This window comes from Nonomuraea sp. KM90 (genome assembly GCF_052246675.1).
In the GTDB taxonomy this organism is placed as follows: Bacteria; Actinomycetota; Actinomycetes; order Streptosporangiales; family Streptosporangiaceae; genus Nonomuraea.
Map to the genome: position 1 here is coordinate 22,944 of NZ_JBQQCB010000051.1, position 12,553 is coordinate 35,496.

13 protein-coding genes are annotated in these 12,553 nt (G+C 71.2%); 9 read left to right on the forward strand and 4 right to left on the reverse strand.

Annotation, left to right across the window (positions count from 1 at the left end):
- Window positions 1–63: 63 nt before the first annotated feature.
- Window positions 64–621, reverse strand: coding sequence for a DUF308 domain-containing protein (locus ACTWPW_RS36010; RefSeq protein WP_443171270.1), 558 nt, complete (start codon window positions 619–621; stop codon window positions 64–66).
- A 31-nt stretch (window positions 622–652) separates the two neighbouring features.
- Window positions 653–2,269, reverse strand: coding sequence for a tannase/feruloyl esterase family alpha/beta hydrolase (locus ACTWPW_RS36015; protein WP_443171271.1), 1,617 nt, complete (start codon window positions 2,267–2,269; stop codon window positions 653–655).
- Between the two features lie 334 nt (window positions 2,270–2,603).
- Between ACTWPW_RS36015 and ACTWPW_RS36020 the strand changes: the two genes are divergently transcribed.
- The 4 genes from ACTWPW_RS36020 (at window position 2,604) to ACTWPW_RS36035 (ending at window position 6,355) form a co-directional block, all read left to right on the forward strand.
- Window positions 2,604–3,428 carry an alpha/beta fold hydrolase gene (locus ACTWPW_RS36020; RefSeq protein ID WP_375112973.1) on the forward strand — a complete coding sequence of 275 codons (825 nt, stop codon included), beginning with the start codon at window positions 2,604–2,606 and terminating at the stop codon, window positions 3,426–3,428.
- A gap of 29 nt (window positions 3,429–3,457) precedes the next feature.
- A complete protein-coding gene (locus ACTWPW_RS36025) occupies window positions 3,458–3,904 on the forward strand; it encodes a VOC family protein (RefSeq protein ID WP_443171272.1) in 447 nt (148 codons plus the stop codon).
- A 41-nt stretch (window positions 3,905–3,945) separates the two neighbouring features.
- Window positions 3,946–5,394, forward strand: coding sequence for a dihydrolipoyl dehydrogenase family protein (locus ACTWPW_RS36030; RefSeq protein WP_443171273.1), 1,449 nt, complete (start codon window positions 3,946–3,948; stop codon window positions 5,392–5,394).
- Between the two features lie 100 nt (window positions 5,395–5,494).
- Window positions 5,495–6,355: an oxidoreductase gene (locus ACTWPW_RS36035; RefSeq protein ID WP_375112970.1), complete on the forward strand. Its 861-nt coding sequence runs from the start codon at window positions 5,495–5,497 to the stop codon at window positions 6,353–6,355.
- Window positions 6,356–6,583: 228 nt separating this feature from the next.
- Here the strand turns inward: ACTWPW_RS36035 and ACTWPW_RS36040 are convergent, their stop codons facing one another.
- Together ACTWPW_RS36040 and ACTWPW_RS36045 are read right to left on the reverse strand one after the other, a co-directional pair.
- Window positions 6,584–8,419 (reverse strand): DJ-1/PfpI family protein, encoded by a 1,836-nt coding sequence (locus tag ACTWPW_RS36040; RefSeq protein WP_443171274.1) that lies wholly within the window; start codon window positions 8,417–8,419, stop codon window positions 6,584–6,586.
- Between the two features lie 32 nt (window positions 8,420–8,451).
- Entirely contained in the window at window positions 8,452–9,240 is a 789-nt protein-coding gene (locus ACTWPW_RS36045) for an SGNH/GDSL hydrolase family protein (protein WP_443171275.1), read from the reverse strand.
- Window positions 9,241–9,653: 413 nt separating this feature from the next.
- On the opposite strand from ACTWPW_RS36045, the gene ACTWPW_RS36050 reads away from it, so the two are divergent.
- The 5 genes from ACTWPW_RS36050 to ACTWPW_RS36070 all read left to right on the forward strand — a co-directional run bounded on the left by ACTWPW_RS36050 (window position 9,654) and on the right by ACTWPW_RS36070 (window position 12,548).
- Complete coding sequence (locus tag ACTWPW_RS36050) at window positions 9,654–10,232, forward strand: dihydrofolate reductase family protein (RefSeq protein ID WP_443171276.1); 579 nt, start codon at window positions 9,654–9,656, stop codon at window positions 10,230–10,232.
- Window positions 10,233–10,371: 139 nt separating this feature from the next.
- The gene (locus ACTWPW_RS36055; RefSeq protein ID WP_443171277.1) at window positions 10,372–10,575 is read left to right on the forward strand and encodes a hypothetical protein; all 204 of its coding nucleotides are present in this window, start codon (window positions 10,372–10,374) and stop codon (window positions 10,573–10,575) included.
- 233 nt (window positions 10,576–10,808) lie between these two features.
- Window positions 10,809–11,216, forward strand: coding sequence for a hypothetical protein (locus ACTWPW_RS36060; protein ID WP_443171278.1), 408 nt, complete (start codon window positions 10,809–10,811; stop codon window positions 11,214–11,216).
- A gap of 64 nt (window positions 11,217–11,280) precedes the next feature.
- Window positions 11,281–11,586, forward strand: a complete 306-nt coding sequence (locus ACTWPW_RS36065) for a hypothetical protein (RefSeq protein ID WP_375112965.1) — start codon at window positions 11,281–11,283, stop codon at window positions 11,584–11,586.
- 134 nt (window positions 11,587–11,720) lie between these two features.
- Complete coding sequence (locus ACTWPW_RS36070) at window positions 11,721–12,548, forward strand: phytanoyl-CoA dioxygenase family protein (protein WP_375112964.1); 828 nt, start codon at window positions 11,721–11,723, stop codon at window positions 12,546–12,548.
- The last annotated feature ends 5 nt before the right edge of the window (window positions 12,549–12,553 follow it).

Genomic DNA, 12,553 nt, shown 5'->3' on the forward strand with positions numbered 1-12,553 from the left:
ACACCGAGACAGCCTGCCGGATGAGATCCGGCAGGCTGTCGGTGTGTCGGCGGCCGATCACCGTCAGACGGTCCGCGCCCGGGGCCGGCGGGCACGCCAGGCCAGCAGCCCGGCCTGGATGATGAAGAACACGCCGCCGCCGGTGGCGTAGACCGACAGCACATCGAGCGAGGCGGTGTCCCCGAGGGCCTGGATGTTGTAGAAGATGCCCACGAGGAACGACAGACCGCCCGCGATCAGCATCGGCCACTGAGGGCCCAGCTCGGGCCCGCGCCGCCGCAGCCCGACCAGCACCTGCGCCGCGCCGGAGACGACGGCCCAGGCACCGAACACGTGCAGCACCGCCGGCACCCCGCCCGCTCCCGCGAGGCCGACGCCGACGGCGGCCAACGCGCTGAGCAGCCCGTTGAACAGCGTCAGGCGATCCGCCGATCCGTCCGGGGCCGCGCGCAGCTCGATCAGCGACGACACCGCGTCGATCAGCGGATAGACGACCAGCAAGGTGATCGCGAGGGCGTCAATGGGGTCGTGCGCTGAGGCGAACGCCGCGGCCCACGCCACGGCCAGGACTCCACGGCCCAGGTACAGCCTCAGCAGGGATGACGGAGCCTTCGTGGTCATGACGGGTGGCCTTTCGACGAGCGGATGGTGGTCAGTGCCGGACCGGGGCGCAGTAGTAGCCGGCGGCGTCGGCCGGGTCGCCGTGGCCGCTGTAGCGGGAGACGGACGGGTACAGGCACAGCTCGCGCGTCACCGTCTCGCCGGAGGAGTCCGTGATGGCGGCGCTCAGCGTCCGCGGGGCCTTGCCCTGCTCGACCCAGGCCGTCAGGGCGCCGAGGGCGTCGGTGGGCTTGGGGCCGGTGCTCGTGTCGCCGGCGCAGTGGGCGACGCCCGGCGCCAGGAACAGCCGGTAGAAGTCGTCGACCCGGCTCCCGCCGCCCATGGCCCGCTCCACCCGCCGGCGGTAGTCCACGGTGCCCTGGGCGGGAATCAGCTGGTCGGCCTGGCCGTGCCAGGTGAGCAGCTTGCCGCCGGACTTCCGGAACGCCGACAGGTCGGGGTCGTCGGTGCCGATGATCGTGTCGTACTCGGCCTGGGACTGCTCGAACAGCCTGGCGAACTCGGCGTAGGTGATCGTCGAGAGGTCGTAGGTGGGCTGCCGCTTCAGCCACGTCGCGACCCAGGCGGCCGGGACCGGGAACGGCGCGCCCACGCGGGTGCCGTCCGTGCCGAGCTTGGTGCCGGCGAGGTCGAAGCCGGCCCCGATCGGGACGCCGGCCCACAGCTTCCTGCCGGACGGCGTGCGGGGGCCGTCCCAGATCTTGCGTACGACGGCCGCGTCGGCCGCGGTGATGGTCTCCTGCTCGCCCTCGCACTCGACCGTCTTGCCGATGAGCCGGCGCGGGTCGAAGTCGCACCCGGCGGGGTCGCCGATGAGCCCGTCACGGGCGCCGTCGAGCGGGTCGCACGCCTTGACGGCGGCCTGGTTGAACAGGTTGAACTCGCAGGGGGAGGGGAACGTGTCCTCCTCGTTCATCACCACCTGCGGCCACACGGTCGCGACCTCGAACTCGTCCCAGTTGATCGCCGGAGCGGTGGCCAGGATGCCGTCGTAGTCGCCGGGGTGGCGCTGGGCCTCCATGTAGCCCTGGCGGCCGCCGGTCGAGCAGCCGTTCCAGTACGAGTAGGAGGCGGGCTTGCCGTACACCTTGGCGACGACCTGCTTGGCGACGACCGTCATCTCGTGCTGCGAGCGGTCGGCGAAGTTCTTCAGCAGCGCCGTATCGACCTCGCCCGCGCTGTTCAGGGCCCAGGTGGTGTCCAGGTAGGTGCTGACGCCGGCGTCGGTGGTCGCGGCGGCGTAGCCGGTCTTGACCGCGCCGGCCAGGCCCGCGCCGTAGTCGCCGGCGGCGAAGGCGCTGCCGCCGAGCGCCTGGAAGCGGCCGGTCCAGCCCGTCTCGGGCAGCCAGACCCGCACCTTGGCGTGGTCGCCGACACCCGGGTGGGTGAGCGTGACCGTGACCTCGCAGCGGGCCGGCACACCGGGGATCTCGGCACCGGGCAGCGGCGTCACCGGCGGGACGGTCACGGTGCCCGCCTCCCGGCGCTGCGCCGTCACGGATTCCACCGTGGTGCCCGCCGGGGCGTTCACGGAGATGGACGAGCAGGTGAAGGGGGCGGCGACGGCCGCGGCGGCGGCGCTGGTGGGCAGGGCTGTCGCCGCCGCCAGCGGCAGGCCGGCCGCGAGAATGATCAAAAGGCGTTTCATGAGGTTTCCTCTCGCTGAAGCACTGGGTCGTCAGCTGTTGGGGTGCGTCTCACTCTCGTTCGCGGCCGGCACCCGGCACATCAGTCAGTTGACGGTCAGCATCGGCGAGGCGCTCCGGCCGCACGTCACGCACGCCGCGGCGCGGTCAGTCGGCCGTACGCGGGGACATGCGCGCGGCTCGCGGCCCACGGCCGGGCGGTGCCGCCGAACGACGGTCCGGCCGACCCCTCGTGACTGACCGTCAAGTGACCGATGTGGCCGCGATCCTCCCCGGACGACAGTGGTGACGCCAGATTCACCACCTTCGTCAGAAGCCTTGTGAAAGGGGAATTTCGTGGTCAGCAGCAAGGGTGTACGCAGCCGGGGGCTCATGTCGGGCGTCCTGTCGACGGTCGCCATCGGTCTCCTCGCCACCGCCGCCACGCCCGCCCTCGCGGCGGACAAGCCGGCCAAGCCGACCATCGTGCTGGAGCACGGCGCCTTCGCCGACGCCTCCAGCTGGAACGCGGTGATCGAGGAGCTGCGCGCGGACGGCTATCCCGTCGTCGCCGCGGCCAACCCGCTGCGCGGGCCGGCCAACGACGCGGCCGCGCTCCGCAGCGTCCTCGACCACGTCGCCGGGCCGAAGATCCTCGTCGGGCACTCCTACGGCGGCTCGGTCATCAGCGTGGCCGGCGCGAACGACCCCCAGGTCAAGGCCCTCGTGTACGTCGCCGCCTTCCTGCCCGCCCCCGGCGAGACCGCCCTGGAGCTGACGAACAAGTACCCCGGCTCCACCCTCCCCGCCGCCCTCGACCCGACCCCCTTCACCCTCCCGGACGGCACCGCCGGAACCGACCTGTACATCAAGCCCGGCAAGTTCCGCCACCAGTTCGCCGCCGACGTACCGGCCGGCGCCGCGGCCCTCATGGCCGCCACCCAGCGGCCCATCGCCCAGTCCGCCCTGGAGGAGAAGACCGAGGCCGCCGCCTGGAAGGACAAGCCCACCTGGGCCGTCATCACGACCCAGGACCTCAACATCCCCGCCGCGGTCCAGCGCTACATGGCCAAGCGCGCCCACGCGCACTCCGTCGAGGTCCGCGCCTCCCACTCCGTCGCCGTCTCCCGGCCCAAGACCGTGGCCGGCGTCATCGAGAAGGCCGCACGCGCCACCCGATAGCCCCACGACCCGAAAGGAAGATCACGACCATGGACATGAAGCTCGAAGTCGTCGTCCTGCCCGTATCCGACACCGACCGCGCCAGGGACTTCTACACCCGGCAGCTGGGCTTCCGCCTCGACGCGGACTTCCCCATCAACGACGGTTACCGGATCATCCAGGTCACTCCCCCAGGCTCGGCCTGCTCGATCATCTTCGGCGACGGCCTCACCGACGCCGAACCCGGCACGGTCCAGGGACTGCACCTGATCGTGTCCGACATCGAGCAGGCCCAGAAGGAACTGGCCGGCCGCGGCGTCGACGTCACCGGCCCGTTCCACGACGCCACCGGCGCCTTCCACCAGGCCGGCGAGACCGGCCGCGTCATGGGCCTGCACCCGCAGCGGGCCAGCTACGGCTCCTTCGCCTCGTTCGCCGACCCCGACGGCAACCGCTGGTTCCTGCAGGAGATCACCGAACGGCTGCCCGGCCGCTGACCGGCGGCATCCCCGAGACACGGCCACACCATGGAGGACCAGTGACCACCGAAGACACCCGTACCTATGACGTGGTCGTGATCGGGGCCGGTCCGGTCGGCGAGAACGTCGCCGACCGGACCACCGCCACCGGCCTGAGCACCGTCATCGTGGAGAACGAACTCGTCGGCGGCGAGTGCTCCTACTGGGCGTGCGAGCCGAGCAAGGCCCTGCTGCGGCCCGCACTCCTGCGGGCCGACGCCGGCCGGGTGCCGGGCCTGGACCCGGCCGCCGCCGGACCGCTGGACGCCGCCGCCGTGCTGGCGCATCGCGACCGCATGGCCGCCCACTGGAACGACGACGGCCAGGTCGAATGGCTCAGGACGGCCGGCATCGACCTCCAACGCGGCCACGGCCGCCTCGACGGGCCACGGCGCGTGGCCGTGACCACCCCCGACGGCGGCACCGTCCACCTGCGGGCCAGGCATGCCGTGGCCGTGTGCACCGGCAGCGGCGCCGCCCTCCCCGACCTGACCGGGCTCGCCGACCTGCGCCCCTGGACCAGCCGCGAGGCCACCAGCGCCGCGCGGCCGCCCGGACGACTCGTCATCGTCGGCGCGGGCGTCGTGGCCACCGAGATGGCCACGGCCTGGCAGGCCCTCGGCACCGAGGTCACCCTCCTCGCCCGCGGCACCCGGCTGCTGCCGCAGATGGAGCCCTTCGTCGGCGAGCTCGTCGCCGACCGCCTCCGCGAAGCGGGCACCGACCTGCGGTTCGGCGTGACCGTACGCACCGCTGACCGTACGGGCGGCGAGGTCCGCAGCACCCTCTCCGACGGCGACCGGCTCACCGCGGACGAGATCCTCTTCGCCACCGGCCGCGCGCCCCGCACCGGCGACATCGGCCTCGAGACCGTCGGCCTGACCCCCGGGGACTGGCTCGCCACCGACGACACCCTCACCGTCACCGCCGTCCCCGGCGACTGGCTCTATGCCGCGGGTGACGTCAACCGGCGGGCCCTGCTCACCCACCAGGGCAAGTACCAGGCCCGCATCGCCGGCGCCGTCATCGCCGCCCGCGCCCTCGGAACCCCGCTCGACACCGGACGCTGGAGCCCCCACGCGAGCACCGCGGACCTCGCGGCCGTGCCCCAGGTCGTCTTCACCGACCCCGAGATCGCCGGTGTCGGCCTCACCACCATCGAAGCCCGGCGCACCGGCCGCCGCGTCCACGTCGTCGACCACGACCTCGGACACGTCGCCGGCGCCATCCAGCACAGCCCGGACTACCGCGGCAGGGCCCGCGCCCTCATCGACCCCGACCGCCGCACCGTCGTCGGCGCCACCTTCGCCGGGCCGGGCGTCGCCGAGCTCCTCCACTCCGCCACCGTGGCGATCATCGGCGAGATCCCCGTCGAACGCCTCTGGCACGCCGTGCCGCCCTTCCCGACCATCAGCGAGGTGTGGCTGCGGCTGCTGGAGACGTACCGGGACCAGCAGGGGTCTCTGTAGCACATGAAGAGATTTGTGTCACTCCACAACGAAGATTGACCATTTAAGTGCTACATTGATGAGACAGTTAGCGAGAAGATCGACCACGAAGGAAACACCCATGGCCAAGACCTGGCTCATCACCGGAGCATCGCGCGGCCTCGGACGTCGCCTCGCCGAAGCCGTTCTCGAAGCGGGCGACCAGGCCATCGCCACCGCACGCAGCCCCAAGCAGCTCGACGACCTGGTGGCCCGGCACGGCGACCGGGTACGCGCGGTCGCGCTCGACGTCACCGACGCCGCCGCGGCCTCCCGGGCGGTCAAGGAGGCCACCGACACCTTCGGCAGCCTCGACGTGGTCGTCAACAACGCCGGCTACGGCAACAGCGCGCCGATCGAGGAGATGGCCGAGGACGACTTCCGCGCCCAGATCGAGACCAACCTGTTCGGCGTCGTGAACGTCACCCGGGCCGCGCTGCCCGTCCTGCGCACCCAGCGATCAGGAGTGTTCGTACAGTTCTCCTCCATCGGAGGACGCGTCGGCGGCACCCCCGGAATGGGCGCCTACCAGACCGCGAAGTTCGCCGTCGAAGGCTTCTCCGAAGTCCTCGCCAACGAAGTCGCACCCTTCGGCGTCAAGGTCATCATCGTCGAGCCGGGCGCGTTCCGTACCGACTGGCAGGGCTCCTCCATGGAGATCCACCCCGTCGGGCCCGACTACGAGCAGACCGTGGGCGCCATCCACCGCTACCGGCGCGACACCGACGGCACCCAGCCCGGCGACCCGGCCCGCGCCGCCCGGATCATCATCGACGTCGTCCGCGACGCCGACCCACCCCGGCGGCTCCTCCTCGGCAGCGACGCCGTCGCCTCCGCCCAGAAGGCCGCCGAGCTCCGCGCCGCGGAAACCGAGAAGTGGGCCGACGTGAGCCGCTCGGCCGACTACCCCACCGACGAACGCCACCTCCCGCAGTCGGGGTAAGGCGTTCTTTCCAGTCTCCCAGGGACGGGTCAGCCACCTCCTTACGCAGCCTTTCCGCCTGTCGCGAGGTGAACATCGTGTCTGCGTACTGGACCCCCGTGCGAAAGACACGACACACCGGGAAGGTGTCTTGCGATCAGCGCTTGTGAACAACTTGGAGCCGTCTCCAAGCGCAGCTCAGCGGCCGGCCGTGGCGGATCTCGGTGGCTGGTCGGACGTCCTGGGGGTTCACTCCTGGCTGCGGGCATCCACCGGCCGGCGGGTACGGGCCCGCCGGATCAGCCAGGCGGCGCCCAGGGCGGCGGCCAGTCCCGCCAGGCCCAGGAAGAGCGGGCGCAGGACCAGCGTCCACGGCCACCCGGGACCGGACAGCCCGAGCCCGCCGGCCGGGTACTCCAGGACCTTGGCGGCCCACTGCGCCGTCGGGACGTCCATGGCGTGGGCCACCTCCCGCAGCCCGGCGTCGAAGGCGAAGCCCGGCTGTGATCGGAGGTACTCCACCGGCACGCCGGCCCGGCGGGCGGCGTCGACGGCAGGGTGGGGGCTCGCGGCGGCGCCGGGCACCAGCAGCCGGTCGAAGCGGTCCGCGGCGTTCGCCAGGGTGCCGCGCGGGACGAACGTCAGCCCGTGGCGGGAGCGGACGGCGGAGCCGTCGGGGGTGACCGCGACGGTCCGGGCGGCCATGGAGTGCTCGGCGTACGGATCGAACGCGGCGGCCAGTTCGAGCTCGCCGACGCCGTCGGTGAGCACCACTCCGACGGTCGGGGCGTCCCAGCGGAAGCCCACGTTGAGCAGGTGGAGAACGGCGTCGCTGAAAGTCAGCTCCGACTGGGGGAGCGCCGCGGCCCTCCCGGGCGTGTAGTACCGCCAGCCGACGGCCTGGGCGGCGGCCCGGGCGGAGTCGGTGCCGACGAGCCGCTCGACCACGCGCAGCGTCCCGTCGACCGCCGACAGCAACCCGCCGGTGCTGATCACGTCGCCGCCGTCGATGTAGCGGATCCCGCGCCGCCAGTTCACGCCGGGATGGTCATGTTCGAACTCGGCGAGCCGGTACCAGTGCGAGGTCACGTCGCGCCCGTCGAGCAGCCCGGTCTCCGCCACCAGCTGCGCGCCGGCGCACACGCTCAGCAGCAGCCCGTCGCTCGCGGTGTCCTTGATCCATGAGGTCACCCTGGCGCGGTCGGACACGTCGGAGTCCGGCATGGCGGGCACGACGGTCACGTCCGGGGCCGAACCGCTCAGCCGCTGCCCCAGCTGCGCGAAGCTGAGGTCCGGCACCAGATCCAGCCCGCCGAGCAGGGGCAGCGGGCGGCGTTCCGGCGCGACGGTGTAGACGTTGAACGCTCCCGTGACGGCCAGGACCTCGTACGAGACGAGCGCGTCGGCGATGTTGGCGCCGCTGTTGCCGACGACGACCACGGCAGTGGGCTTGCCCGGATCGTGCACCGCAGGCGTGGCGGTGGCCGTGGTGACCCCGGGCCGGCCGTACTGGCTTCGCGCGTACGCCGCCGAACCCGCGGTGTACACGGCACCGGGGACGAGCAGCAAGGCGAGCAGCACGGCCAGGCCGCGGCCGATCACCCGCGCGGCCGGCCGGACCGGGCCGTGCGCCCTGCTGTACTCCTCGCGGCGGCGGAGCATGACGATCAGCATGGCCGGCAGCATCAGCACGTGCAGCAGGGTCATCGTCGTCCCACCGGAGACCGCCCCCGCCCACAGCAGCGGCACCAGCACCACGAGCGGGGCGAACATGGCCGCCACCATCTCCAGGGTGCTCGCCCAGCCGTGCCGGCGGTAGCGCATCCACGCGGCCATGCCCAGCGACATGGTGAGCACCATCTCCAGTGAGCCGATCATCGGCTGGTCGGCGTGGGAATAGCCCCACCCGGCGGCGCCGAGGACCGCGTTCAGCGCCGCCCCCAGGACCAGCATCCCGGCCAGCATCGCCACGACCATCTCCAGGAAGTGCCAGGCGAAGCGCCACCAGCTCGCGCGGCCGGCGGTGTGCGCCTCTCCGGTGGCCGGCACGCGGCTGTCCGCCGCGCCCTGTCTGGGGTAGTTCACCGCACAACTCCTCTACAGGAACGAAGCCGCTGCTACGTCAACCGCTCCACGAACGACCGGGTGATCGCCATCTGTCCTTCGAGGGAGGGATGCACACCGTCGGCTCCCTGCAGGTCCGGCCGGGCGGGAACGCCGAAGGCGGCGGTGAGGTCCACGACGGGATCGGCGAAACCCTTGACCTCCCCGGCCAGCGCGACGATGTCCGCGTTCCGCCACGTGGCCTGGCTGAAGCCGAAGGTGGGCGACGCGGTGACCCGCTCCTCGATCACCGGCACCGGCGTCATCCACACCCATCTCGCGACAGCGCCGCCGATCCGGCGCAACTCGCGCAGGTTGGCCACGCTCTCGTGCAGGCTGACCTGCGGCTTGGCCGCGTCCGGGCCGACGCGGGTGACGTCGTTGCCGCCGAGGCCACAGATCACCCAGTCCGGGCGGGCCGCGGCCAGCGTCGCCGGCCAGCGCCGCAGCACCATGGCGGTGGTGTGCGCCGACAAGCCGCCGTTGACCACCCGCACCCCACGCGGATCGAGCAGATGGCGCAGGATCTCGGCCCAGGACTGCAGGTCGTCGGTGATGCTGTCGCCTATGGCGAGGATCGTCTGCCCGGGCTGCACGGGGAGAGCGCCCACCCGGGCGGCGAACGCCTCGTCGGCGAGCATGCCTTTCGCTGCCTCGCGCGCGCGGGCGTCGTACCGGGCGATGATGTCGCGGTACTCCACGCGGCTCATCCCGAAGATCAACGGCAGCGCTTCGGCCATTCCGGGCAGGTAGCCGTACAGCTTGTCGAGATGGGTGTGCTGCAGCCACATCTCACCTGTCATGGCGTGCTTCATGTGCGCCTCCAAGCTGTCGGTCCACCGGCTGCCGGTTACCGATCCTCATCCACGGAAGCGCGCCTGACGAGGTCAGCGACCGGACATTCAGCGGACTCTGGAGGTCGGCCGGCGCCGCCGAGAATCTCGGCGGGAGTACGGGCTGCGGGGCCGTGCTGTTTGTCCGGCAATAGTCCGGCTGCTGCCCTGGAGTGCGGCCCGCCGATGCGGCCATACTTTCTCGCCATGGGATCGACGATCCGAGCGGTGACCTTTTTCTCGCCGCCGTATCGCTGACCACGCCCACCTTCGCGACCGTCCTGGCCGTGGTCAATCCGCGTCCGGGCACCGTCCGACGGCGATGGGTTTCGCCGCGATTCCCGGTCTGTATCGACACACCCGTACAACTCGAGGAGGACATCATGACCGCCACCTACACCTTCGACGTCTTCACCAGCCTCGACGGCTTCGGCGCCGCCGGCGGCGACTGGACCGGCTACTGGGGCAAGCAAGGCCCCGAGCTGCTCGAACGCCGCCTCTCCCTGTACGACCAGGAGCAGCGAATGATCTTCGGGGCCAACACGTATCGGGCGCACGCGCAGATGCTGGCCTCGAGCACCGAGGAGTCCGAGATGCGCGACCCATGGGTCACCCGGATGAGGGACCTGCCGGCGACGGTGGTGTCGAGCACGCTGAAAGAACCCCTTGACTGGCCGGACGCGACCGTCGTGAGCGGCGACGCCGTCGACATCGTCGCCCGGCTCAAGGAGGAGTCCAAGGTGCCGTTGCGCTCGCACGGCAGCCTGTCGCTGAACCGGGCGCTGATGGCCGCCGGCCTGGTCGACCGCGTCCAGGTGACGCTCTTCCCGGTGATCACCGGTCAGACCGGACTGGACCCGATCTTCCAGGGTGGGGCCGACTTCGACCTCGAGCTGATCGAGTGCCAGACGCTCGACGGCCGCACCCAAGAGCTCATCTACCGGCCCACCCTGCATGTCTGAGCCCGTCCATGCACCCCCACCCGTCAAGCAGCCGGGCCTTCCCACTGACCGACATGCCGACCGATCTCATGGCCGCCCAGGTCACGCGGCCCGCTGATCGCCTCCCGATGCGCCGGCTGTCGGCAACCTGTCCCTGATCTTGGGCCTGGTCGGCCTGGTCGGCGCCACCCTTGGTGTCGTGACCGTGGCCGCCAAGGGCCTCGGCGGCAAGATGTTCGCGGTCGGCGGCTGGATGGCCGGACTGGCGGCGCTGCCCATCGCGCTGGGCCTTTTCCTGCTCGACCTGCACGAACAACAACGTCTCGATCAGCAGTCCCAAACGCTCAAGGCGGTCGAACCGTGAGCTACGACCACGGAACGTCACCTGCCGGATCACAGTCAACGGCACGGTGATGGCGGAGACGAGGAGCTCGCCCGGCACATCGCCGGAATGTACGGCGTCGGTGCGCTTCGACTGACCTCGGACCGTCTCCGGCTGCGGACACGTTCAGGGGTGGTCGCGTGGTTGAAGCCGTATTGAAGCCGTGACATGCGACAGTGCCTGAGCGAAGGTCACCCGAACGGGGAGAGGGATCCATGAAGGCAGCCGTGAAGATCGTCGGGATCAGTGCCCTGGCGGCCGGCACCCTGGCCGTGGCGCTGCTCGGTACGACACCGGCCCAGGCCGCCACCACTCAGTCCGGTGCCTCAGCCGCACCTTGCCGGAAGGTGGCAAGCGCCAACAAGGACACCGTCCGGGTGTGGTACTGCAACGGGACAGGGGGAACCGCACGCGGCTATCACGCCCAAGCTCTGCTGAACGAAGGCACCAAGGTCACTCTTCGCAGCGGCAGCGGCGCGATCCTGCGCACCAGGAACGCCACCCATACCGGTGTGCTGGCCCAGTGGTACAACACCAGCACCTTCAACAGCTCCAGCGGTCTTTTCAAGGCGTGCACCGGATACCGGGAGAACCTGGGGACGTGCACGAGGGCAGGTTCGTAGTCCTCGGCCCCTCGCCGGCCACCGGCGGCACGGATCAACCCCATCATCAGCAAAGGAGTCAATCATGCGCGTCATCACCCGCTGTGTCATCGCGGCGGCGACGGCTGCTTCAGCGCTGGCCGTCGCGACCGCACCGGCCGGCGCCGCGACCGGACAGCTCATCCTGCGCGGCTCGGGGCACACCACGGTGATCGTCGACCCGAAGGCCGGCTGCCTCAGCAGCGGCGTCGGGTTCTCACAGGTCACCAACGACACCAACGTGTACGTCACCGTTCACACCGGCCTCCGGTGTGACGGCAGCGGGCTGGTGGTGAGCCCTGGCAGCACGGTCTCGGTGGGCTCCCGCCACAGCGTCAGGGTGCCCTCGTAACAGACCGACCGCCCGTCCCGGTTCGCGGGCCGTGCTCGTGACGGAGGACCGCGGGGGAAGCGCCTGCCGCCGATGAGTCAAGAATGGCCATCGGCGGGGTGGTCGAATGGCGTGTGCGCGGACAAGCTGATCACATGACGATCCGCCCTCATGATCTCGAGCTCCCGTACGACCTCGACGCCGCCGCGGTGCGGCGCTTCGACGAAGACGGCTTCGTGAAGCTGCCCGGCGTGCTGGACGCCAAGACGATCGCGGCGTACGAACCCGAGATCACCTCCAAGGTCATCGAGCTCAACACCCAGCACCTGCCCCTGGAGGAGCGCGACACCTACGGCAAGGCGTTCCTCCAGGTCACCAACCTGTGGCGGCACAGCGACCCGGTCCGCGAGTTCGTCTTCTCACCGCGCCTGGCCCGCATCGCGGCCGAACTCCTCGGGGTCGAAGGCGTCCGGCTCTACCACGACCAGGCCCTGTACAAGGAGCCGGGCGGCGGGATCACCCCCTGGCACGCCGACCAGTACTACTGGCCCCTGTCCGGCGACCGCACGGTGACGGTCTGGATCCCCCTGCAGGAGACACCGGCCGAGATGGGCCCGCTGTCCTTCGCGGCCGGCAGCCATCGCTTCGAGTACGGCCGTGACCTGCCCATCAGCGAGGAGTCCGAGCGCGCGCTCCGGCAGGCGCTCGCCGAGCGGGACTTCCCGCACGTCGGGACGCCCTATCAGCTCGGCGAGGTGAGCTACCACCTCGGATGGACGTTCCACCACGCCCCGCCGAACCGGTCGAGCATCCCGCGCAGGGTCATGACCGTGATCTACATGGACGCCGACATCACCGTCGCCCGACCGGTCAACGACCACCAGGCGAACGACCTCCGCGCGTGGCTGAGCGGTGCCGAGGTGGGGGCCGTTCCGGACGCCCCGCTCAATCCCGTCCTGTACCGGGCCGGCGGCGGCGCGTAGGCAGG